General features: G+C 52.9%; 18 protein-coding genes and 1 other annotated feature. Of the genes, 5 read left to right on the plus strand and 13 right to left on the minus strand.

Annotated elements, in window-relative coordinates; translation table 11 throughout:
• Positions 1–28: 28 nt before the first annotated feature.
• Positions 29–1843: a DUF4153 domain-containing protein gene (locus BLP63_RS09250; RefSeq protein WP_092590813.1), complete on the minus strand. Its 1815-nt coding sequence runs from the start codon at positions 1841–1843 to the stop codon at positions 29–31.
• 465 nt (positions 1844–2308) lie between these two features.
• Between BLP63_RS09250 and BLP63_RS09255 the strand changes: the two genes are divergently transcribed.
• On the plus strand, positions 2309–3364 hold the full coding sequence (locus BLP63_RS09255; protein WP_092590815.1) for a LysM peptidoglycan-binding domain-containing protein: 1056 nt from the start codon (positions 2309–2311) through the stop codon (positions 3362–3364).
• 253 nt (positions 3365–3617) lie between these two features.
• Here BLP63_RS09255 and BLP63_RS09260 read toward each other — a convergent pair whose 3' ends face one another.
• The 6 genes from BLP63_RS09260 to BLP63_RS09285 all read right to left on the minus strand — a co-directional run bounded on the left by BLP63_RS09260 (position 3618) and on the right by BLP63_RS09285 (position 7893).
• Positions 3618–4076, minus strand: a complete 459-nt coding sequence (locus BLP63_RS09260) for an acyl-CoA thioesterase (RefSeq protein WP_092590817.1) — start codon at positions 4074–4076, stop codon at positions 3618–3620.
• 65 nt (positions 4077–4141) lie between these two features.
• Positions 4142–4738 (minus strand): protein-L-isoaspartate(D-aspartate) O-methyltransferase, encoded by a 597-nt coding sequence (locus BLP63_RS09265; RefSeq protein ID WP_242870860.1) that lies wholly within the window; start codon positions 4736–4738, stop codon positions 4142–4144.
• Between the two features lie 79 nt (positions 4739–4817).
• A complete protein-coding gene (locus tag BLP63_RS09270; RefSeq protein ID WP_092590818.1) occupies positions 4818–5315 on the minus strand; it encodes a YbhB/YbcL family Raf kinase inhibitor-like protein in 498 nt (165 codons plus the stop codon).
• A 12-nt stretch (positions 5316–5327) separates the two neighbouring features.
• The gene (locus BLP63_RS17195; RefSeq protein WP_092590820.1) at positions 5328–6710 is read right to left on the minus strand and encodes a molybdopterin-containing oxidoreductase family protein; all 1383 of its coding nucleotides are present in this window, start codon (positions 6708–6710) and stop codon (positions 5328–5330) included.
• Positions 6647–7390: a molybdopterin-dependent oxidoreductase gene (locus tag BLP63_RS17200; RefSeq protein ID WP_092590822.1), complete on the minus strand. Its 744-nt coding sequence runs from the start codon at positions 7388–7390 to the stop codon at positions 6647–6649. Before BLP63_RS17200 ends, BLP63_RS17195 begins: the two co-directional genes overlap by 64 nt.
• A gap of 5 nt (positions 7391–7395) precedes the next feature.
• Entirely contained in the window at positions 7396–7893 is a 498-nt protein-coding gene (locus tag BLP63_RS09285) for a (deoxy)nucleoside triphosphate pyrophosphohydrolase (protein WP_207646445.1), read from the minus strand.
• Between the two features lie 320 nt (positions 7894–8213).
• Positions 8214–8483 (plus strand) — a binding site (T-box leader).
• A gap of 117 nt (positions 8484–8600) precedes the next feature.
• On the opposite strand from BLP63_RS09285, the gene BLP63_RS09290 reads away from it, so the two are divergent.
• The 4 genes from BLP63_RS09290 (at position 8601) to leuB (ending at position 13331) form a co-directional block, all read left to right on the plus strand.
• Positions 8601–10160, plus strand: coding sequence for a 2-isopropylmalate synthase (locus BLP63_RS09290; RefSeq protein WP_092590824.1), 1560 nt, complete (start codon positions 8601–8603; stop codon positions 10158–10160).
• Positions 10161–10305: 145 nt separating this feature from the next.
• On the plus strand, positions 10306–11595 hold the full coding sequence (gene leuC / locus BLP63_RS09295) for a 3-isopropylmalate dehydratase large subunit (protein ID WP_242870861.1): 1290 nt from the start codon (positions 10306–10308) through the stop codon (positions 11593–11595).
• Positions 11596–11748: 153 nt separating this feature from the next.
• Positions 11749–12246, plus strand: a complete 498-nt coding sequence (locus tag BLP63_RS09300; RefSeq protein WP_092590826.1) for a 3-isopropylmalate dehydratase small subunit — start codon at positions 11749–11751, stop codon at positions 12244–12246.
• The gene (gene leuB / locus BLP63_RS09305) at positions 12246–13331 is read left to right on the plus strand and encodes a 3-isopropylmalate dehydrogenase (RefSeq protein ID WP_092590828.1); all 1086 of its coding nucleotides are present in this window, start codon (positions 12246–12248) and stop codon (positions 13329–13331) included. Before BLP63_RS09300 ends, leuB begins: the two co-directional genes overlap by 1 nt.
• 102 nt (positions 13332–13433) lie before the next feature.
• Here leuB and ypfJ read toward each other — a convergent pair whose 3' ends face one another.
• From ypfJ to BLP63_RS09335, 6 genes are all read right to left on the minus strand, one after another.
• Complete coding sequence (ypfJ, locus tag BLP63_RS09310) at positions 13434–14279, minus strand: KPN_02809 family neutral zinc metallopeptidase (RefSeq protein ID WP_092590829.1); 846 nt, start codon at positions 14277–14279, stop codon at positions 13434–13436.
• 235 nt (positions 14280–14514) lie between these two features.
• Positions 14515–15852 carry an NADP-specific glutamate dehydrogenase gene (gdhA, locus tag BLP63_RS09315; protein WP_092590831.1) on the minus strand — a complete coding sequence of 446 codons (1338 nt, stop codon included), beginning with the start codon at positions 15850–15852 and terminating at the stop codon, positions 14515–14517.
• A 628-nt stretch (positions 15853–16480) separates the two neighbouring features.
• Positions 16481–17920: an Asp-tRNA(Asn)/Glu-tRNA(Gln) amidotransferase subunit GatB gene (gene gatB / locus BLP63_RS09320; protein WP_092590833.1), complete on the minus strand. Its 1440-nt coding sequence runs from the start codon at positions 17918–17920 to the stop codon at positions 16481–16483.
• Complete coding sequence (gene gatA / locus BLP63_RS09325; protein WP_092590835.1) at positions 17910–19376, minus strand: Asp-tRNA(Asn)/Glu-tRNA(Gln) amidotransferase subunit GatA; 1467 nt, start codon at positions 19374–19376, stop codon at positions 17910–17912. Before gatA ends, gatB begins: the two co-directional genes overlap by 11 nt.
• 18 nt (positions 19377–19394) lie before the next feature.
• Positions 19395–21494, minus strand: coding sequence for an aspartate--tRNA ligase (gene aspS, locus BLP63_RS09330; RefSeq protein WP_207646446.1), 2100 nt, complete (start codon positions 21492–21494; stop codon positions 19395–19397).
• 153 nt (positions 21495–21647) lie between these two features.
• Complete coding sequence (locus tag BLP63_RS09335; RefSeq protein ID WP_092590837.1) at positions 21648–23555, minus strand: type I glutamate--ammonia ligase; 1908 nt, start codon at positions 23553–23555, stop codon at positions 21648–21650.
• Between the last annotated feature and the right edge of the window lie 10 nt (positions 23556–23565).

Genomic DNA, 23565 nt, shown 5'->3' on the forward strand with positions numbered 1-23565 from the left:
CCCACAAGACACTGACTTGCTCCATTTTTTATTGCGGCCCAGTCCCCACTAGAACATAGAATCCATAATCCGCGACGCGCTCACCCTGATCCATTTCGAACAGACTCACGCTTTCAAACACCACGGCCATTTTAAGGCCGCTTCCTTCAGCCTCAATTGTCAAAGCCTCCGGCGGCATGACCGGCTTGTCCGCGCCCATTTGTGGCAAGAAGCCTTCCACAGCCTCGTAGAGCTGCAGCGTAAGCATCTCTTCACCACCAGAAGACATCAGGGCCACCTGCCCATCCACAGAAGATGTCCGCGTCACCACAACATTATAAGCTTTACCTTCCATCAAGACCTGCCGGGTCAACACCTCCCTGGCTTCCTTGTGTCTGAAGAGATGAAAAGCCATCATCCGGTCATAACCAGCGACATTGAGAGGCGCCTCCGGATCCAGGGAAACCATGGCGTACCGCTGTGACCGGTCACTTGCATACGTCCGCTCAAAGCCAAAGGTCCCAGTGAAATCCTCATAGGACTTAAAGTCCTCCGGCAGCCAGCGTACATAAGAAAGCGACCCACTGTTGCTCAAATAATTCACAATGCTGGTGGTCTCCTCCCGGGTATGCTGCGAGGCCGTCGCTTTTGCGACAAGCGCGCCGTCCGCCAGCATCCCCTCCTCAGTCAAAATCACTTCAAGCCGCTCAATCTGACTGTTTCTCGACACCGTAAAAGCGTCCACCGGCGGCACTATGGACACCAGGGCAAACACAGCGGCCAGGAGCGCGACCCGCCCGTTTTTCGATACAGGACTGAAGCTCAGCATCAACGCGGCCACCAGCGAAAACACGCCAAACAGCGCAACATAATACCGGGATTCTGTGATCCCGTAGGCGTTCAGGCGAATACCTACGGAAATCAGCTGCATGATGACCACCGGGATCCATGCCTTTGGAAACACCTTTGTGTAAACCCGGGCAAAGCCGTTGTCAAGGAGGCTCGCCAGCACAAAGACCGCCAGCCCCGCGGCGGAATAGACGAGAACCATTGGTCCAAGCTGCCCTGAGGGCCAGGCCTGCGTCATCAGAATCTTCCCGCAGTACGCCGCCAACACCGCCGTATAAACCGCCACGAGCGGCACCGCTATGTAGGAGATCAGAATTTCAAAGAATTTAGGCATTACCGCCGCATTATCCGAGGAGACTGGCACACCTTCAAATCCCTCTTCCAAAAACTGCTTTTGCCGATGGTCAAATAACGGCAGCAGCGACAAATAATACACTGGCGCAAAAACAATCCACACCGTAGTCATGGCATAGGCATACGCGTCATCATTCACACTGAAAAGCAACGCATCCACCGTCGCAATTACCGCCGCAATCCCCGCTGACAGCACCGCGCCATACAACCAGGACGTTGCGAAAGTCTTGACATGGGTCAGGGCCACCTTGTTAAAATCCGCGGCTTTGCCAAAGGACGGCAGCCACAGCACCATGCAAAGCATTGAAAAAACCGCTACCGCACTGCGAATCCCAATCGTTTCACTGATTTCCGGTACCGGCAGCAGGATCAGGAAATATCCTGCCGTCAGCAGCAGTCCCACCCCATAGACCAGTGCCCTCCGCATTGCCAGCTTTTCAAAACGTTCCATGGCAAATTGCAGCGCCATTCCCAGGATCGATCCAACTATCAGGGTAAAAAGCCATTTCTGCAGTATGAGTTCCGAAGCGCCGCTTCCCTCAATTAAGCTATACACCACAACCGCCGCAGCCACAAAGCCCGCGACCGAAACCGGAAAACGCGCTGCTGCAGCGATGAGCCCCCAAAGCCTGCGCCTTATAAAATCCTTAAATTTGTTCATGAGTCACCTTCCTGATTCATATTTTGTTGAAGTTGTACAGTTGAATTCAGTTTGTAAAGAACAACCTTTGAAAACGAAAAAAATCCCTCATGCAGTCTCATTATAATCCATTAGTCTGAAACGCTTATTACAGAAAGGTTACACCACTTATTTCCCATTTGCAATTGATGGATCGTATTGTTTGACATTAATTTATCTTTATAATTCTGACAATTCTGAATATTAATTTCATTGCTGTAATCAATACAACACTGATAACAGCATGCTTTTTCGCCATTTTGGTCATATTGTTTTCTAAGGAAATAAAGTCAATTTGTGGTTAAACAATTACAGCTATGTTACAATTTTAAGTGTAAATCGGGTTTTGCCTGGCTTTTATTGATAATGATTTCACAACATTAGATTGTTGCCATCCTTCAATCACGCCGTGGTGGACCCAAAAAAAATTAAGAGGAGGTCATACGTTTGAAAAGGAATCTCGCAAAAGCCCTGGCATTACTTATGCTTCTGACATCTGCGATTGTCTTCGCACCAATGTCATTAGCCGCTGACACCACTACTTCAGCATCACCACCATGGGTCGAACCAGAACAGCCAGCAGCACCAACCGCACCGACGCCTGCTCCAACTGCGCCTGTCACAGCGACACCAATCAGCGCGCCAGTCGCAAGCGGCACAATGTACACAGTCGTCAGCGGCGACAGCATGTACAAAATAGCTGCAAAGCATGGGATGACGCTGGACCAGCTGGTTGCACTCAACCCGCAAGTCCAGAATATCAACCTGATCTACGTTGGTCAAAAGCTCCTTCTTAAAGCAGATGCCACCGCGCCTGTACCTGCAGTGCCGGTCGGAACTGACAGCGTCATGAAGGTCTACCAAGGCATGGGCTACAAAGTCGCCTTCAGAAACGGCCCTGGCAAAGACAGCGAAGGCGTTCCAGTTTACAGCTTCAACGTCGCCATGGCGGCTGCGACCTTTGACTCAGCCGGCAGAATCCTCAATGTCTACATAGACGGCTACGAAGTTTCCACACCAAATTATGACGGCGCTTCCATGCCTCACTTCTCCGGTTGGCCGGAGCAAGCAGGCTACAACGTAACAGACCATGCAACAGAGAAGGTTGTTGGCGTTTCCACAAACACCATGGAGTCCGCAGCTGCTGAAGTCAACAACTGGCTCACCAAGCGCCAGCGCGGCGACTCCTATCATATGAACGAAGCCAACGAATGGTACAAGCAAATGGACTTCTTCCAGGAGTTCTTTAAAGGCAAAACTGTCATGGAGCTCGAGCAGTGGTTCGCTAAAAACACAACCGCAGCTGGCCGACCAATTAAAGCGACAACGACTAATGAAGACGACCTTGCGAAACTCGCGAAACTGACCGAAGAAGAAAAAGCAGCCCTGGCTGATGTCGTTTCCGGCGCTACCATGTCCATCCGCGACTCACACGGTGATTTCCTCGGCGCAGTCGGCGAAGCTTACAAAAACAGAGTTGAAGTTGCATTTCCTGTAAAGTAAAAAACAAATACCAGATTTGATCCATCTCAATCAAAAGCGGTTCTTTTCACATCACAGTGAAAGGAACCGCTTTTTGTATTACAACTTTCAAGGCGACCCAGCCCCCCACCATAAGTCCCTGTCCCCCACCATAAGTCCCTGTCCCCCACCATAAGTCCCTGTCCCCCACCATAAGTCCCTGTCCCCTACTGCAAACAAAAAAAATCATGGCCGGAAAGTGTTCTACTTTCCAGCCCTGATTTTTCCTTAGCCTCTAAAGCTTCGCCTTAATCTCAAAATACTTCTTCTCACCCAGCTGATAGAGTGCATGGTCCTCCGGCGTCCTGGGCACCAGTCGCGGGACCTCCGTCGGCACGCCATCCACCAGATGTACCATGGTGAAAAACGCCGTCAGCGACGCCTCTGGCATGCTCTCTGCACTGAAGTCATTGACATAAATGCTGACCATAATCTGCATAGAGCTTTTGCCCACATAAGTCAGCTGCCCAACACAAGTCACTATATCCCCAATGTGAACAGGCTTCAGAAAGACAATCTCGTCCACCCTGGCTGTGACCGCGTCGCCCTTGGCATGCTTGAAGGCTGCAATACCCGCAGCGTTATCCATCATCATCATCAGTTCACCACCGTGAACATTGCCCATAATATTACTGTGTCGCGGCTCCATAACCATACAGGTCTCAGCCCTCGAAAACGAAATGCCGTCTTTCATTGAAACCTCCCGAATAGAAAAATAATTAATCTGCTGTCCATAATATCACAACAAACCCCGGCATTTCAATCCAGCACATCCCCAAAGCCATACTTCCCAACCAATTCCACAAAGACGACTTTCCCCAGCACCCGCCGCGACACCTCACCTTCCGAATCCTTGGTCACCAAAAGCAGGTCCTGATCTCCAGGTACGCCCACCGGCAGGATCATCCTGCCGCCAGGGGCCAGCTGCGCCACCAATTCCGCCGGTACCGCCGCAGACGCCGCCGTGACAATAATCCGGTCAAAAGGCGCGGCTTCCGGCCATCCACAGCTGCCATCCCCAATGCGGTAATGAATATTCGAATAGCCAAGGGCTTCGAGCCGAGCCCGCGCCGGAACCCCAAGGGCCTCCAGCCGCTCAATGGTATAAACCGTGCCGCCAAACGCCGCCAGAAACACCGTCTGATATCCCGACCCTGTGCCAATCTCCAGCACTTTGCTCCCCGGCTCCAGGGCCAGATGCCACGTCATCTCAAAAACCAAGCTGGGCTGAGAGATTGTCTGACCATATCCTATAGGCAGTGCATGATCCAGACCAGCCATCGCCTTAGAAGGACCGTCAATAAAATACGCACGGTCGAGATTCTTGAAAAACGTCAACAATTCCTTTTCCGTCACGACAATCACCCCCAAAAGAGCATCCTAAATCAGGTCCTCTCATCCAAGAGGCATCATCTACGACTTACGCGCCGCCTGCCTAAGCGTCATAAACCCCTTTCAGCGTCGCGCAGCCCAGAATATGCCCCTCCATCTGCTTGTACAGCTCATTCATATAGAACCCTGGTTCCAGCTCCAGCAGCGTATCCAGCGCATAGACATGCAGTTCATACACATGGGCCTTGTCCGGCGGCGCCATCCCGCCATAAAAGCTCGTCGCCAGCCGGTCCATCTTGTAAATCAGCCCCGACCAGCTCGTCGCCCCCTGGACAAAGTCCGTAGCCATCCTGCTTTCGTTCTCCGCCACTTCCCCCCGGGTCAGGTTCGCCCCCACCCAGTGAATCCAGGAATACCCACATACCGGCACCGCGTCCTTGTCCTCAAGAACAAACGCGAAGGACCGCGTCCCCACCGGCGCCGCCTCAATCTTAAACGGCAGCGACCGCGTCGCAATCTTCCCCTCAAAAAATTCATTGCCGCGTTTACCAAAGCGGTCTTCTATTTTCCCATTCACAATACCCGTACTCGAAATTTTCACAGACATAACCTCCTATCCCTGAAGCTTTTCCACACTGCACACCACTTCATAATACACCGCCAGCAGCCCCATCCCGGCCGCCCGCTCCCCAATCAGCTGGTTCACGCCGCCGCCCTTCTGAAGCCACCAGCCCTCGTGAATGACCACCAAATCCGCCCTCTGAGCCTCATCCACGGCCGCCGTACATGCCAGCCGCCCGGTATCCGTACGAACCTCGACCAGATCGCCACTGTCAATCCCAAGGCCTTTAGCCGCCCCCAGACCAAGGTAGACCACCGGCCGCTCACCCGCCTCGTGCAGGTCCAGGAAATGCTGGGAGTGCAGAGACCCTTGAATGTGAGGCGTCAAAAGATAAAAAGGTGCTTTAGCCGATGGTCGCACAACCACCCGCCTATAGTCCGCCGTTGGCTCAAACCCATCCATGCCTGCCCGGTTCGACCATAGCTCAACTCTGCCGCTGGGCGTCCCAAATTTCAAATCTGTCCACGCCACAAGTCCTTCTTTCGAAACCAGCACAGGACCCGCCTTCAACTCCTCCAGACTCAGCCCCTCAGCCTTGAGAAACGGCCTCAGCGCCAGCTCCAGCCACGCCTCTTCAGAAAGCGACGGAAATGCCGCGAGCCCGAGCCGCTTAGCCAGCGCCGTGAATATCCAGTGTTCTGAAGGGATCCAAGGGTCCGCTTTAACCACCGGCGAACAATACGTCAAATAGGAATGCACCGCCGGCGGCAGGATCACATCCGTGGTTTCAAGAAAATGCGCGCAGGGCAGCACCACATCTGACGCCAGAGCCGTGTCCGTCATGAAATGGTCTATAGTTACTTTAAAATCCACGGACTCAAAAGCCCTGAGCATTTTCCCGGTATCCATGTACTGCGTCACCGGATTGGCCCTGGTGCAAAATATTGCCTTCACTTTTGGCTCATCCGCCGTCAAAATGAATTCCGCCATCATAGGCCGCGGATACGTCCTGTGGAACACCCTGAGAGATTTCCCACTTAGGACTTCCTCATCCACAAGCCCGTCCATGCGGTCATTATTGTAGTTCACACCGCCCCCGGGGATCCCAATGTTGCCGGTAATCGCCGCCAAAGCGTCAATGGCCCGGACCGTCTCTCCGCCATTGGTATAACGCTGCACGCCATAGCCCACCAGGATGCAGGCAGGCTTCGACTGCCCATAAAGCCGCGCCAGACGCCGGATTGCCTCAGCTTCAAGCCCCGTCTCTTCCGCCGCTGCCTCCGGAGTCCAGACCTTCGCGACCTCTTTAAAAGCCAGAAAACCCTTCACGTGCTTTCGGATAAACGCCGCATCCACCAGATCTTCCTCGATCAGCACATGGGCCAAAGCCAGCGCCAAGGCGCCATCCGTCCCCGGCCTCGCGACACCTGCCACGCGGACAAAGCCTTCGTCGTCGCGGAACCTCTGGGGTCAATCACAACCATCTCAGCACCGTTTGCCTTTGCTTCCTTCAAAAAAGGCATAGCGTGAATGCCCGTCTCCGCAGGATTCCTGCCCCAAATCAGGACCACCTTCGCGTTTACCACATCCGAAATCTCATGGCTGATGGCGCTTCCAAAATCATAGCTTTGCGCTTGATGTCCCGCGCCCTCACAAAGGCTCCCCACCGAGGTGGTCACGCCGCCATAAGCACTGAAAAACCTGGATTCCAGTTTCTTCAGAATCCCTACACTCCCCGCGTGAGTACAGTGCAATACTGCAGTTGTAGGTCCCTCACGGCGTATGACCTCCAGTTTTTCGGCCACCAGGTCCAGGGCTTCCTCCCAGGTCACTTCTTTAAACCCCTGACCGTCAGTACGCCTGACAAGCGGACGCCGCAGACGCTCCGGATGGTCCCTCCGGGCCATATGCGCCAGCCCTTTTGAACACAGACCTTTACCCGTCACCGAATTCACCGGGTTGCCTTTGAGCGAAATCAATTCTCCCTTTTCCACTGTCGCCAGGATCGAGCAGGCATCCCAGCAGTCCAGCGGACAAGCCGTCGATACCGTACGCTCCGCTGTCTCATTCCTTGACATTGGATGTCCCGTGGTTTCTGCAGTTCTTTCAGCCAACGTCTTCACTCCCCAACTTCAATGCTTACGTTCTCAAATTCAAAGGGCATCTCAGGCCAGCTGCCACCATCACCATCACCATCATCATCATCACCATCAACACCAGCGACCGCGCGCAAAAGGCCCATCAGTTGCCTGACAACCGGCACATCCGCCGGCATGAATTCGTAATTTCCAAGGTCCTTCAAGTCAATCCACCTGGCGTCCCGGTGAACCTCCAGCGTCATTTCGCCACCCAAAATCACGGCGTTATAAAAAGTAAAATGCAGCAGCTTGTCTTTATAACTGTACCCCGTGGTGCCAAAAACACTCAGCGGCTCAATCTTCAAACAGAGCTCCTCCTCAATTTCGCGGCGGATACAATCCTCCAAAGTCTCCCCTGGCTCTAACTTACCCCCGGGAAACTCCCATAAATCCGGCAGCTCGTCTTTCGAGTCCCGCTGACAGATTAAAAGCTTGTTTTCCCGGCGTATTATAGCCGCAGTCACTTCAATCCGCTTCACACGCTTCCCCCCCAAAAGTACAACCACCTTTAAACCCAATCAATGACCTCGCTTACACACTTTATGCTCTGCTTACATTATACCTCTAATTCTCTCCAAACCGACTTCAGAATTTTCAGCAAATTGGTTTTCAGGTCACGAACAGAAATGTATGCATTTCTGAACAAGAGCTCTTAGCCTCAATCCAGCTCAGGAAGCCCACTGCGCCCGGACAAAAAATATTTTATAAATTTTCTTCAGAGGTGTTGACATTATGTGCGCCAGCTGTTAAGATGCGTTTAATAAATATTCTCAAAATTCTTATCTTAAATGGATAAGCAATTCATGCGCTGATGGAGACATACTCTTGCTGCACCGTCATTCAAAGCGAGCCGGGATTGGTGAAAGCCGGCAGTGGCACCAGTGAGACTCTCGCTCCTGAGCAGATGCTCTGAACTTTATGAACGGCGGCTCTTTTTAGGGCTTCGTCAGTAAGAGCGTCCGGTGGCCCCGTTAACGGCACAGGTTTGTTGGAACCGTAGAGAGTTGCCCTGGCCCTTTGCCAGCGGCAGAAAAAAGGTGGTAACGCGGGCATAGAGCTCGTCCTTGCATAGGACGCGCTCTTTTTTGTTGCAGTCAAACACTTTTTAGGAAAACTTACGGTCAATCGTTTTCACTTAAAGTCGCTGAACTCAAATTGAATTCATCCAAATCAAGGAGGTCAAATCATGAGCACAATTATTCAGCCGGAAAAAACCATTAAAATCTTTGACACGACACTTCGGGACGGAGAGCAATCCCCGGGCTGCAGTATGACCTTAAAAGAAAAAATTGACATGGCAAGGCAGCTTGAAAAAATGAAAGTAGACATCATTGAAGCCGGCTTTGCCATAGCATCCCCTGGAGATTTTGAGTCCGTCCAGACCATAGCCAAAGAGCTGAAAGAAACCAGTGTAGCCAGTTTGGCAAGGGCTCTCGAAAAAGACATTGACACCGCCTGGGAAGCTGTCAAATACGCAAAACGCCCAAGGATCCACACCTTCATAGCCACGAGCGACATACATATGCAGTATAAGCTCAAAATGGATCCGGAAGCCGTCCTCGAACGCGCCGTCGCCATGGTCAAATACGCGAAGCGCTACTGTGAGGATATCGAGTTCTCCGCTGAGGACGCGACGCGCTCCAACCCAGAGTTCCTTCACCGCATCTTCGAAGCGGTCATCAAGGCCGGTGCCACGACCCTCAACGTACCGGACACGGTAGGCTACACGACGCCTATGGAATACAGCAGCCTGATCAGCGGCATCCGCGAAAAAGTGGATGGCATCCATAAAGTCGACATCTCCGTCCACTGCCACAACGACCTTGGTCTGGCCGTGGCCAACTCCCTTGCCGCTGTCAAGGCCGGTGCCACTCAGGTGGAATGTACCGTCAACGGCATAGGCGAGCGGGCAGGAAACGCCGCTCTCGAAGAGATTGCCATGGGCCTCGCAACACGTTACGATTACTATGGCATCAAGACCGGCATTGACACCACACAAATCGCCCGTTCCTCAAAACTTCTGACGGCGATCACAGGGGTCAGCGTCCAGCCGAACAAAGCCATTGTTGGCGCCAACGCCTTTGCCCACGAGTCCGGAATTCACCAGCACGGCATGCTGGCCAACGCCTCCACTTACGAAATCATGACCCCGGAGTCCGTAGGCCTGAGAACCAACGCTATGGTCCTTGGCAAGCACTCAGGTCGCCACGCTTTTGAAGACAGACTCAAGACTTTGGGTTATGAGCTTTCTAAAGAAGAGATCAATCGCGCTTTCGATGATTTCAAAATGCTGGCTGACAAGAAGAAGACGGTTGATGACCGGGATATCGAAGCACTCCTGCAGGACGACGTGATGAACCTCGAGGAGCACAACAAGTACAAGCTCCAGCGCTTCATCATCAACAGCGGCAACACGATCACTTCCACCGCGACGATTGCTCTGGAAATTGAAGGCAAGGTTTTTGAAGAAGTCTCCGCCGGGGACGGTCCTGTAGACGCCTCCTATAAAGCCGTAGAAAAAATGATCAAGACTGGCGCCACTCTGGAGGACTATAAGATTCAGTCCATCACCGAAGCGGAGGACGCTCAGGGCGAAGCGGTCGTCAAACTCAAAAAAGGCAGCCGCGCCGTCACAGGCCGCGGACTCTCCACGGACATCATTGAGGCCAGCATCCTCGCTTATCTGAACGCTGCACAAAAGCTCGAGTCTATCTCAGATGAGCCACCCATCCGCGTGATCTCTTAACCTAAAGCCAACCGGGCAGTCCGAGAACGCTGCGCACGACTCAGCTCTCAAACTGAGCAAGCCTTACTTTTAAAAACAGGGGTCCAGGCCGCAAGTGAAAAGGCCTGGATCCCTCACAAATCCAACCATAAAGGAGCCAACACTTATGTCTGCACAACCTATGACAATGACTCAGAAAATCCTCGCGGCACACGCGGGCAAAGACTTTGTCGCCCCAGGAGAGTTCATCCAGGCGAAGCTCGACCTGGTCCTCGGCAACGACATCACTGCGCCGCCGGCCATCAAGGAATTCGTTAAGCTTGGCCAGCCTGCCGTTTTCGACAACAAGAAAATTGCCCTCGTTCCGGATCACTTCACACCTAACAAAGACATTCAAAGCGCGGAGCAGTGCCGCCAAATGCGCGTGTTTGCCCACGATCAAGCCATCGAGAACTATTTTGAGATTGGTGAGATGGGGATTGAGCACGCGCTTCTGCCTGAAAAAGGCCTCGTCGTCCCCGGCGACGTCGTCATAGGGGCAGACAGCCACACTTGTACCTACGGTGCCCTGGGCGCCTTCTCCACCGGTATAGGTTCCACAGATATGGCGGCCGGCATGGCCACCGGGCTGTGCTGGTTCAGAGTACCGGAAGCGGTCAAGTTCGTGCTGAAGGGCCAGCTTACGGAGCACTGCAGCGGCAAGGATGTCATCCTTCATATCATCGGCAAAATTGGTGTGGATGGCGCCCGCTACCAGTCCATGGAGTTCGTGGGCGAAGGCGTTTCCAGCCTGACCATGGACGACCGCTTTACCATTGCCAACATGGCCATTGAAGCCGGCGCCAAGAACGGCATCTTCCCTGTGGACGAACGCACAAAAGAATACCTCGAAAACCGCGGCAAGCGCCCAAGCGTCATCTATGAGGCGGACGCGGACGCGGTGTACGCTCAGGTCATTGAGATTGATCTTGGAAAGATTCGCCCTACGGTTTCATTCCCGCACTCCCCTGACAACACCCGCACTATCGATGAAGTCGAGGCTATGGAAAAAGAAAAGGGCGCCCTCACTATAGATCAGGTCGTCATAGGCTCCTGCACCAATGGCCGCCTGGACGACCTGCGGATCGCGGCGAGATACCTGAAGGGCAAAAAAGTCGCCAAGGGCGTCAGGGTCATCATCTTCCCTGCCACTCAAAAGATTTATCTGGACGCCATGAGAGAAGGCCTCATAGAGATCTTTATTGAAGCTGGCGCCATTGTCAGCACACCGACCTGCGGTCCTTGCCTCGGCGGTCATATGGGTATCCTGGCTAAAGGCGAGCGGGCCGTGGCCACCACCAACCGCAACTTCGTTGGCCGCATGGGGCATACGGAGTCCGAGATCTACCTTGCCAGCCCTGCTGTCGCTGCGGCCTCTGCTGTCGCAGGCAAACTTGCGAATCCGGAGCGGGTTTAAGGTTTAACCAAGACAGACAACGAAAAATGGCCCCCTGAAACAAGGACGTTTGGCTTATTGTTGAACAGAAGACCATCGGCAAAAAAATCACTGACAGAGATGAAAAACGAATACCCACTAGACCGAAACGAAAGTTACTGAGGAGGACAACCCATGAACACGACTGGCCGCGCCTTTAAGTTTGGCGACAATATTGATACAGACGTCATTATCCCCGCTCGCTACCTGAGCACCGCCGACCCGGAAATCCTGGCGAAATACTGCATGATCGACATAGACGACACCTTCGCAGGCAAAGTCCAGAAGGGCGACATCATCATAGGCGGCCGCAACTTTGGCTGCGGCTCTTCCCGGGAGCATGCCCCCATTGCCATCAAGGGCGCCGGCGTCTCCTGCGTCATTGCCGAGACCTTCGCCCGCATTTTCTACCGGAATTCCTTCAACATTGGCCTTCCCATCATTGAATGTGCCGAAGCCGCAAAGAAGATTGCCGATGGTGACGAGATCCGCGTGAACTTCGAAAGCGGTGAAATCGTCAACGTCACAAAGGGCGAAACCTACCAGGCCCAGCCTCTCCCAGCCTTCATGCGCGACATCATTGACGGCGGCGGCTTGATCGCCTCCATAAAGAAGTCGAGAGGTGAAGCCTAGTGAAATATAAGATAGCCGTCATCCCCGGAGATGGCATAGGACCCGAAATCACCACCCAGGCGGAGCTGGTTCTGGCCCGCCTCGGCGAGCTGTTTGGCCACGAGTTCGCCACGACCCACGTCCTGGCTGGGGGCGCAGCCATTGATGTATTTGGCGAGCCACTGCCGGATCAGACCATTGAGATCGCGAAAGAATCTGACGCGGTGCTGTTAGGCGCTGTAGGTGGTCCCAAGTGGGACGGCATGCCGGGGCACCTGAGACCTGAGGCGGGTCTGCTCAAGCTCAGAAAATCCCTGAACCTCTACGCGAACTTGCGGCCGGCGATCCTTTACGACGCGTTGAAAGAGGCTTGCCCTCTCCGCGCGGATTTGGTCGAGGGCGGCCTCGACATTCTGGTCATGCGAGAGCTCACCGGCGGCATTTACTTTGGTGAGAAAGGCCGGCGGGAAGGCCCGAACGGACCTGAAGCCTACGACGTTGAGTGCTACAGCGAAATGGAAGTCGAGCGGATCGCCCGCGCTGCCTTTGAGGCTGCCAGGAACAGAGGCAGAGATAAAAAGGTCACCAGCGTAGACAAGAACAATGTCTTAGAGAGCTCCAGGCTGTGGAGGGAAGTGGTCATCCGTGTGGCCGCTGAGTATCCGGACATCACCCTTGAGCACATGTTTGTCGACAACGCGGCCATGCAGCTGGTCAGGGCACCCAAGCAGTTTGACGTCATCCTGACGAGCAACATTTTTGGAGATATTCTATCCGACGAGGCCAGCATGGTGACGGGCTCCATAGGGATGCTGCCAAGCGCGAGCCTCAGCAGCGCCGGGATGCCGGGTGTCTATGAGCCCATCCACGGATCCGCGCCAGATATCGCTGGCAAGGATGTGGCAAACCCAATTGCAACGATCCTTTCCCTGTCCATGATGATGCGCCATGCCTTTGGTCTTGAGTCCGAGGCCGCGACCATTGATCAGGCCGTGAAAGAGGTGCTGGAAGCCGGATGGCGCACAGGGGATATCGCGAAGCCGGGCGAGAGAACCATTGGCACAAAAGAAATGGGAAGAAGGATTATTGACGCGCTGAAGCGGTAACTTTTTTAAACAATAAAGGTGCCAAGCAAAAGTCTTGTTACAGGACTTTCGCTTGGCACCTTTTCGTTTTTTTGCAGAGAGACTTAGGCTGCGGCTTCAATTCTACAGGTCATTGGCGTTAAACGTGTCCCCTTCGCTGAGGTCACCGGCCTTGAAGCCTTTATAGAACCAGGTGCTGCGCTGCTCTGAAGTACCGTGGGTGAAGCTGTCAGGCACCACGTAGCCCCGACTCTGCATCTGGATTCGGTCGTCGCCAACGGCGCTGGCGGCGTTCAGGGCTTCCTCGAGGTCACCCTCTTCAAGATAGCCCATGCCTTTGACGTGATTTGCCCAGACGCCGGCGAGGTAATCTGCCTGGAGCTCAAGCCTGACCTGGTACTCGTTGTAGTCTTTTTCACTCAGCTGGGTGCGCAGGTCCTGAACCTGTTTGAGTATGCCCAGCTGGTTCTGCACGTGGTGCCCTACTTCGTGGGCTATGACATAAGCCATGGCAAAGTCCCCCGGTGCATTGAAGCGCGTCCTCAGGTCCTCATAGAAGCTTAGGTCAATGTAGACTTTATTATCCCCCGGACAATAGAATGGCCCAGTGGATGATCCCGCCGTGCCACAAGCGGATTCAACAGTCCCCGTGTAGAGCACCAGTCCAGGCTCTTCATAATCCATGCCCGCGTCCTCAAAGATCTGATTCCAAACGACTTCCGTATCCGCCAGAACCACGGAAACAAATTCCGCCAGCTCCTGCTCCTCTGCAGTGGCCTCATAAGCCTGATCTGAGCCCGGCCCTAAAATATCTGTCGCGCCGAGGATTTGGCTCGGATCACCACCCAGCAGGGCGACTATGATGATGAGCAAAATGCCAACACTGCCGCCAATCGCTTTCTTTCCACCGCCACCCATGCCGCGTCTGTCTTCCACGTTGCTGCTGCCTCTTCTGCCTTTATAACGCATGGCTGATCCCCCCTCGAGTTGAAGATATTGTTATTTGCGTATGATAAATTAACTTTCTTCTTAATAATACCCAACGATTGTCAGTTCTCGCAAAATGAAGCGGCGTTAAGGTTGGACGTTTTTATGGTGTGGGACAGGGCCGCGCCACGCGGCCCTGTCCCACACCATAAAAAAACAAAGCCGCCCAGATTCGGGGGAGAATCCGGGCGGCCATCAAAATGGGATACTTACAATTTTAGTAGTCGCCTTGCAGCAGCATAGCGTCTGCGACTTTCATAAAGCTTGAAATGTTTGCGCCAGCGACGAGGTCGTAACCAAAGCCGTACTGCGCTGCAGCCTCGACGCAATCCTTGTGGATGGTGTCCATGATATCTTTAAGGATGTTGTCGACTTCTTCGAAAGTCAAGCTCTGGCGCATTGAGTTCTGAGTCATCTCGACAGAAGAGATCGCGACACCGCCTGCGTTGCTGGCCTTCGCCGGCGTGATCAGGACGCCATTTTTCTTGAGGTATTCAAGAGCTTCGTTCGTGGTTGGCATATTGGCACCCTCTGCGACAGCAATGACACCATTAGCGACGAGCTTTTCAGCCTTTTCAAGGGTGATATCGTTTTGCGTCGCGCACGGGAAGGCCACATCACATTTGACGTTCCAGATATTCTCCCAGCCCTCAACATATTGAGCATGCGGGTGGGTTTTGATGTATTCGCTGATGCGGCCCTTCTTAACTTCTTTAAGATCAATCATGTAAGGAAGATCAATGCCCTGAGCGTCATAGACATAGCCGGAAGAATCACTCATAGCGACAACTTTAAGGCCCAGCTCAATGGCTTTTTGTGCGGCGTAAAGCGCCACGTTGCCTGAACCGGAGATTACCGCGACTTTACCCGCCAGTGGAATATTGTGATGGTCGAACATGGCTTTGGTCAGATAAAGCAGGCCATAACCCGTTGCCTCTGTCCTGACATAAGAACCGCCGTACTCAATGTGCTTGCCCGTCAGGACGCCACCTTCGTAGGCCCCGCGAATTCTTTTGTACTGACCATATAAAAAGCCAATTTCTCTGGATCCGACACCAATGTCACCGGCTGGAACGTCGACGTCCGGACCAATGTGTCTGTAGAGCTCTGTCATGAAGCTTTGGCAGAAACGCATGATCTCTTTGTCGCTCTTTCCTTTTGGATCAAAATCTGAGCCGCCTTTGCCGCCGCCAATAGGTCTGCCCGTCAGCGTATTTTTAAAAGTCTGCTCAAAGCCAAGGAATTTAAGGATGCTCAGATTGACGGTTGGGTGGAAGCGCAGCCCGCCTTTATAAGGGCCGCGGGCGCCATTAAACTGGATTCTGAAGCCGCGGTTGACCACCAGCTCGCCTTTGTCGTTGACCCACGGTACTCTGAAGATGATCGTGCGCTCCGGCTCGGTCATTCTTTCGAGAATATTCGCTTCTACATAATCTGGTCTTTGTTCAAGAACTGGTGCAATGGACATGAACACTTCCTCGACCGCTTGAATATATTCTGGTTCATGGGCATTCCTCTTTTTTACGTTTGCAAGTGTCTTCTCAAGATAATTCATTTTATAAAACCTCCATTCAAATTTACGTTTCCGGTTGTGTATATTTATCAACCGTATACTGTATGATTAATTACAGATTCTAAAGGCTAAACACGAATGTGTCAAGGCTTAATTGCGAGAATATTTTGTCTTTTTGCAGATACAAGCTTCTAAACCACTTGAATTGTACTGATTTTAAACAAAACGTTGAAATTCTACACCTTCGTTTACGAATCTTTTGGGATGTATAATAATTGTATGCAATTATACCAAAATGCAAATATATTCATCTTTTGCATAAAAGCGTTTTTATAAAATTGCAATTTTTAACGTTATAAAATTCACTATTCATTACAGATTGTACATACACTTTGAAATTACAGGCTTACAGAAGCTTGATTTTTTTATAAAATTCAAGGCCCTCTCCTTACAACACCACTCTTGCCCAAACAAAAAATCCGAACATTACCTCTTGAGCAGAGTTAATGTTCGGATTTATGCCATCCAGCGGAAATCATCAAATTTTATTTCATCACTTCAACAAAACTAACCTATTTTACTTTCACCGCCTGCCCGAAGGCCCATTTCCCAAATCTGACACCGAAATTTCCCCAGAGGATTCCGTGGGTAGCTTTTTCAGCGCTCTATTTCAACGCTCTTTTCCAATCGCCTTTTCCAGGAGCTCCCCTACCAACCTCGGGTTAGCTTTGCCCTTTGTCCGAGCCATAACCTGACCCACCAAAGACTGAAACGCTTTCTCTTTTCCTTCCTTATACTCAGTGACCGCTTTCAAATTGGATGCTGCGACCTCATCTACAATTGACTGCAGCAGAATCAAATCGCTGATTTGCCGCAGATCCTGAGCTTCAATAATGGCGTCCGGGTGATCACCGCCGCTCCACATCACGCCGAGCACTTTTTTGCCAATGCCCATATGAATGGTCTCGTCCTCAATGCGGTTCACCAGCGCCGCGAGAAGCGTGGCGTCAAACGGCGGCGCGCTGTCACTGGCCTCTTGGTCTCCAAGGAGTCTGAACACTTCCGTTGTCATGACATTGGCCAGCAGCTTGACATTTGAACACCCCTTAGCGGCCTCTTCAAAATAGTCCGCAATGGCCCGGGAAGACACCAGCTGCTCCGCATCATAGGCGCTTAGGCCATAATGGTGAATATAATGGGCTTTGCGGGCATCAGGCATTTGGGGAAGTTCAGAGGAAAGCTGTGAGATTTTGGTGGTGGAGATGACTATAGGCATAAGATCCGGATCAGGGAAATAGCGATAGTCGTGGGCATCCTCCTTGGTCCGCATGGAAACGGACTTTCCGGCGGCCTGATCCCAGCGACGGGTTTCCTGAACGACTTTCCCGCCAGACAGCACCAAAGCAATCTGCCGCTGAGCCTCGTGTTCGATTGCCTTCTGAATAAAGCTGAAGGAGTTGAGGTTCTTCATTTCCGTGCGAATGCCAAGGGCCGAGCTGCCCCGCTGACGGACGGACAAGTTCACGTCGCAGCGGAAGGCGCCCTCATTCATCTTACAATCCGAAATACCCGCATAGATCAGAATGGCCCGCAGCTTTCTCAGATAGGCACCGACCTCTTCCGGGCTGCGGAAGTCCGGCTCGGATACAATTTCAATCAGCGGCACACCGCCCCGGTTATAATCGATCAGGGTTCCTTCACCGTCATGAATCAGCTTTCCGGCATCCTCTTCAATATGAATGCGGGTAATGCCTATGCGCCTGGTTTCCCCACGGACTTCAATGTCTATGTAGCCGCCGTGGCAGAGGGGCAGGTCGTATTGGCTGATTTGATAGGCCTTTGGCAGGTCCGGATAAAAGTAGTTTTTACGGTCCTGTTTCCCATAGAGGGTGATTTCGCAGTTGGTGGCGATCCCCGCCTTGACCGCCGCGTCCACGACCTTTTCGTTCAGCACCGGCAGGGCGCCGGGCAAGCCAAGGCAAACCCGGCAGACCTGGGTGTTCGGCGGCGCGCCAAAAGCTGTCGAACAGCCGCAGAAGATCTTTGTCTCCGTATTAAGTTCCACGTGGACCTCAAGTCCCATGACTATTTCGAAATCCTTAGCCGTCATATCGCCACCCCCCCACAGACTGTTCGTAGGTATATGCTGCCTTTATCAATGTTTTTTCGTCGAAAGCTTTTCCAATGAGCTGGAAGCCTATAGGAAGACCACTGGCATCCCGCCCGCAAGGCAGAGAAATCGCCGGGACGCCCGCAATGTTTATAGGCACGGTGTAAACGTCCTCCATGTACATTTCGAGGGGATCCTTGCTCTTCTCGCCCAGCTTCCAGGCCGTCGTAGGCGCCACTGGGGACAGAATCAGGTCGTAGTCCCTGAAAATATCGCTGAATTCTTTGCGGATAAGTCCCCTGACCTGTTGAGCTTTCTTGTAATAGGCGTCGTAATAGCCTGAGCTGAGGGCATAAGTTCCAAGCAGGATCCGTCGCTTGACCTCTTTGCCAAAGCCCTGGCTGCGGCTCTTGACATACAGATCCCTGAGATCCTCAAACTCATCCGCCCTAAAGCCGTACTGCACCCCGTCAAACCGCGCCAGATTCGAGGACGCCTCCGCTGAGGAAATTAAATAGTAGGCCGGCAGCGCATATTCCATAGTGGTGACGCTGACCTCATCCACATCCGCGCCCAGCAGCTCAAACCGGCGGGCAGCCTCCAGCACGGACGCCTTGACCTCCGGGTGGAGCCCCGGCCCAAAATATTCCTTAGGCAGCGCGATCTTCATGCCCTTCATGCCCTTCTCGTCCGCCCTCAGGCTGTCCCTGAAGTCCGGCCAGTCCACCGGCGCGGAGGTGGAGTCCCTGTGGTCATGGCCCACAATAGCATTCATAACATAAGCGAGATCCGTCACATCCCTGGTCAATGGACCAATCTGGTCCAGCGAGGAAGCAAAGGCGACCAGCCCATACCTTGAAACCGCGCCATAGGTAGGCTTCAGCCCCACGACGCCGCAAAAGGCCGCAGGCTGCCGTATGGATCCCCCGGTATCTGACCCCAGCGTGAAGGCCGCCTGCCCAGACGCCACTGCCGCCGCGGAGCCCCCCGAGCTCCCCCCGGGCACCCTGCCAGGATCCACGGGATTCCGCACGGGTTTCACATAAGAATTCTCCGTGGAGGACCCCATGGCGAACTCGTCCATATTGAGTTTCCCAAGGATCACCGCCCCGGCATCCCTGAGCTTATCAACTACCGTCGCGTCAAAGGGCGACGTATACTGGATCAGCATTTTTGAGGCGCACGTTGTAGGCAAATCCACGGTACACAAATTATCCTTGAGTCCGCCTGGAATGCCCGCCAAAGCCCCCAAAGCCTCTCCTTTTTGCCTGCGTTCATCAATCCTCAGCGCCTGCCGCAGCGCCCCCTGTCGGTCCACCGTAATCCACGCGCCTATTTCCCCATCGACACGATCAATATGGTCAAGATAGTCGCTCACGAGCTCCCGACTCGAAATTTGACCGCTGCCGAGAAGCTCAAGCTGCTCAGATAAGGTATAGGTATTGAGTTTTTTCATACACTTCAGGCCCCCTCTCTATTCCACAGCTTTTGGCACAAAGTAGCAGCCGTCCTTTTGAGCCGGCGCCACCTTCAGGATCCGCTCCCGGTCATCTGACGGCATAAGGAGATCCGGACGGAAAACATTTTCAATTGGCATGACGTGAGCCATAGGGTCCAGCCCCGTGACATCCAGCTCGTTCAGCTTATCCGCAAAAGCTATGATATCCCTGAGGTTGCGTGTCAGCTCTTCTTTCTCCTCGTCATTCAGCTCAAGACGTGCCAGGGCTGCGACGTAATCCACGTCCGCCTCTGAGACCACAGGTTTTTCCGGCTCCACGTGAACATAATCTTTAAGGCCGGACAGCAGGTCCAGTTCTTTGAGCTGGCTCCGACTGACCCTTGAAGGACTCTGACTCATAGCGCAGGACCCATCCCGCATCTTTGGAAACGCTATGACGTCCCGGATGCTGTCCGCCCCGGTCGCCAGCATCATCAGACGGTCGAGACCAAAGGCAAAGCCACCGTGAGGTGGCGCGCCATATTGAAAAGCATCCAGCATAAAGCCAAAGCGTTCCTGGGCACTGGTTTCCGAAAAGCCTAAAAGCTTGAACATCCGCTTCTGCAGCTCTCTCTGATGAATCCGGATACTGCCGCTGCCAAGCTCCACGCCGTTCAGGACGACGTCATAAGCTTTGGCCCGAACCTTGAGGGGCTCCTTTTCCAAAAGCAGCATATCCTCTTCTTTTGGCATGGTAAACGGATGGTGCATGGCCACATAGCGACCAGCTTCAAGATCCCATTCCAGAAGCGGGAAGTCCGTTACAAGGACAAAGGCAAACGCATCCTTTTTCCTCAGGTGCTTAAGATCCGCCAGGTCGAGCCGGAGGTTTCCAAGGATGGTTCGGGCAGCCTCCAACTGATCCGCGCTGAAAATAATGAAATCCCCCGGTTCGCCGCCAAGGCGCTGGATCATCTCAACAAGCTCTGCTTCTTTAAAGTATTTGGTTAACACCGAGTACAGCTCGCCGTTTTCCCGAATGGCAATCCAGGCCATGCCTTTTCCACCGTAAGAAACGGCCTTCTCGGTGAGAAATTCAATTTCCGTCCGCGTAAGATCCCCATAGCCCTTGGCATTGATGGCCCGGACGACACCGCCCGACTGAGCGACCTTTCTGAAGACCTCAAAGCTGCAGGACGCGGCTATGTCCGTAAGCTCCACAATTTCCATGCCAAAGCGCAGGTCCGGCTTGTCCACGCCATACTTGTCCATGGCTTCCTGCCAGGTCATGCGCCGCATAGGCAGCGGAATGTGTTGGCCCAGGACATTTTGGAAGATATCTGCAAACAAGGCCTCAAGCAGCGCCTGAACATCTTCCTCATCCACGAAGCTCATCTCCAGATCCACCTGCGTGAACTCAGGCTGACGGTCTGCCCTGAGATCCTCATCCCTGAAACAGCGGGCCACCTGAAAATAACGGTCGACGCCCCCCACCATGAGGAGCTGCTTGTAGATCTGAGGGCTCTGAGGCAAAGCGTAAAAGCTGCCCTTGAACACACGGCTCGGTACCAGGTAGTCCCTGGCACCCTCTGGCGTGCTTTTGGTCAGCACAGGCGTCTCCACTTCAAGAAACTGCTCACGGATCAAAAAATCCCGTACAGCCTGGGTCATTTGCTGGCGCAGCTTGAGATTCTGTAATAGATCCGGCCGCCGCAGGTCCAGATAACGGTGCTTCAGTCGAAGCTCTTCCCGTACGCCGCTCTTTTCTTCAATGGCGAAAGGGGGCGTTTTAGCTTCCGCCAGGATTTTGAGCTTTCTTGCCCGGAGCTCCACCGTACCGGTTTCAAGCAGCGGATTGACCGTTTCAGGATCACGTTTTTCAATCACCCCTTCAACGGCTATGACATACTCGCTGCGTATTCGCTCTGCCTTAATGAAGTCTTCTTCATCCACATACTTCGCGTCAATGACGATCTGAGCCAGTCCAGTCCGGTCCCTGAGGTCAATAAATATTACCCCGCCAAGATCCCGCCTGCGCTGGGCCCAGCCCATCAGCACCGCCCCAGAGTCAATGTCCGTTTCCCTGATTTCACCGCAGTAATGACTGCGCTTCATACTGCCCAAAGTCTCTGCCAAGCTGACGACCTCCTTTGATACCTATGTAGTGACTGTTGCTGACGCAGCTGCACCTGTTCAGCCCGCCATCAAGCACAAAACAAATGACAAAACAGAAAAGGTGGGGCACCTCAACAGATCCCCCACCCCGAATTGTGTTATATATATCCGCTATTAAGCCTCTGTAAACAGGTTGTGGCGGTATTCCTGATACAGCGCCTTCAATTGTGTCATTTTGGACATCATTTCGACCTGCAGGGCACTGGCAGTCTCGTAATCAGCCACTTCCATGGCTTGCTTGATCCTGGAGAACAGCGCGCTTTCAGCGAGACTGTTTTTCATAAGCTCATTGCGCAGCGAACGTATTTTTTCCCAATTGACGACATCCAAATCCGTGATCTCTTCAATGTCATGCAGCTTGACGTAGCGTCTGATTAAATCTTCGTTGGATGGGATGACACGATTTGAAAGCTCTGAAACCCATTGACTCAAAATGGTCGCCTGATAGGAATCAATGATGGCTGCCGGGAACACCTCCCCGCGCTTCAGAACCGCAAGCTTCCCGTTGGCTCTGCCAAAAGCGCAAAGGTTCTCCCAGACCGTTCTGGGCGGAACACCAAAAAGCTTATTGCGTTCCTCAGCGTCGTAGTGCTCAAAGACGTCTTCTTCGCTTCTATAAGCGCGATTTTTCTCCAGATAGCCAGCCTCTTCGCCATAAGCTTTAGACATTTCCTTTTCCAGATTTGCTGCCGTCGATTCGGACTTCAGAACATACAGGATCCCATCCAGCATTGCCTGGTAAGCCGCGGCTCCCAGGAGATAAGTGTTGGAAAGCGGGTTTGGCGCCCTAAGCTCAAAGCGTGTCGCCAAAGGATTTTCCGTATCGCGGACCAGACCGATCAGGACCGTCCTGTTTCTTGCCGGCATCTCAGGTGTATGCCCCACAGAGGCTACCGTACAAACCGGCGCTTCAAACCCTGGCTTGAGACGGTTGAAAGCATCATTGGACGAAGTGACGAAAGGGTTCACGACCTCGTAATTCTTGAGGACACCCATCAAAGCCCCCCATCCAAACGCATTCATGTAAGAAGCCTTCATATCTTTTGGCGCGAAGAGATTGAGCCTCCTGCCAGAATTCAACCTCACCGCAATTCCTAAATGGTGATGCTCGCCGTTGCCCGCAACACCTTCAATAGGCTTGGCTCTGAAGGTCACCTTGAGACCGTGTCTGAAAAAGACTTCCTGGATAACCTCACGGGCAAACAGCTCATGATCCGCGGATTGTAAGGCTTCATCATACTTCCAGTCGATTTCAAGCTGCTCCATGATATGGGAAAATTGTCCTTCCCCACCGAGCTGCGCAGGAACGCCGCCCACTTCCTTATGTCCCATTTCCGCTTCGAAGCCCAGTCGGTCCAAACTTATCAATGCCTGCTCCAGCGCCGTACGTACCGGTCCTACCGTCCGTTTCCAATATTGCTCCTTGAGTGTCTGGGATGCGCTGAGCTTTTCATAGTCAGACTTTTGATTCGGTGTCTTGACCCAAAATTCAAGCTCAGTCGCCATGGTCATATAAACCTCATCGATCATTTCGTCCGTTCGAATGCCAAGAACGTCACGGGCGTAGGCATTAGTGTTTAGCGCGTTCTTGAGCGTCTCCTTGAAAAAATCCGTGGAGCGCTTCAGCACCGAGCGCGAACAGACCGGTATCCCGTCGTGGTACAGATAGGCAGGAATCACCAGGGTCCCTACAGGCCTTTGGGACTCCGGATCTTTGTGGGCCATATTATAGTCCACGATCCATTTGACGTTTAAATCCGGAATCAAGTCGACCTTGGCATTGTTGATTTCTGCAATCTTTGGCAAATAGACGCTGGAGCCATCTGTTTGAGCACCATTTTTCAAAAAACCGTCTATGTCGCTGAGCATGACCGAAATCGGAATTTTCTCATCCGTGCTGTTGTTGCCAAGATCAACCGCCATCAGCGAAACGAATTTGATTTGCGGGTTGTCCTCAAGCAGCCCCTTGAGCGACACTGCATCGTGCTTGTCCTTTGGAATTACGTGAAGCAAATTGTACATAAAGACACCT

Source organism: Acidaminobacter hydrogenoformans DSM 2784 (assembly GCF_900103005.1).
GTDB classification, from domain to species: domain Bacteria; phylum Bacillota; class Clostridia; order Peptostreptococcales; family Acidaminobacteraceae; genus Acidaminobacter; species Acidaminobacter hydrogenoformans.

Excerpts from the sequence above, each read along its gene's own strand:
- BLP63_RS09250 (WP_092590813.1), bottom strand. The coding sequence starts at position 1,843 with ATGAACAAATTTAAGGATTTTATAAGGCGCAGGCTTTGGGGGCTCATC.
- BLP63_RS09260 (WP_092590817.1), bottom strand. The coding sequence starts at position 4,076 with ATGAAAGACGGCATTTCGTTTTCGAGGGCTGAGACCTGTATGGTTATG.
- BLP63_RS09290 (WP_092590824.1), top strand. The coding sequence starts at position 8,601 with ATGAGCACAATTATTCAGCCGGAAAAAACCATTAAAATCTTTGACACG.
- leuC (WP_242870861.1), top strand. The coding sequence starts at position 10,306 with ATGTCTGCACAACCTATGACAATGACTCAGAAAATCCTCGCGGCACAC.
- BLP63_RS09300 (WP_092590826.1), top strand. The coding sequence starts at position 11,749 with ATGAACACGACTGGCCGCGCCTTTAAGTTTGGCGACAATATTGATACA.
- ypfJ (WP_092590829.1), bottom strand. The coding sequence starts at position 14,279 with ATGCGTTATAAAGGCAGAAGAGGCAGCAGCAACGTGGAAGACAGACGC.
- gdhA (WP_092590831.1), bottom strand. The coding sequence starts at position 15,852 with ATGAATTATCTTGAGAAGACACTTGCAAACGTAAAAAAGAGGAATGCC.
- gatB (WP_092590833.1), bottom strand. The coding sequence starts at position 17,920 with ATGACGGCTAAGGATTTCGAAATAGTCATGGGACTTGAGGTCCACGTG.
- gatA (WP_092590835.1), bottom strand. The coding sequence starts at position 19,376 with ATGAAAAAACTCAATACCTATACCTTATCTGAGCAGCTTGAGCTTCTC.
- BLP63_RS09335 (WP_092590837.1), bottom strand. The coding sequence starts at position 23,555 with ATGTACAATTTGCTTCACGTAATTCCAAAGGACAAGCACGATGCAGTG.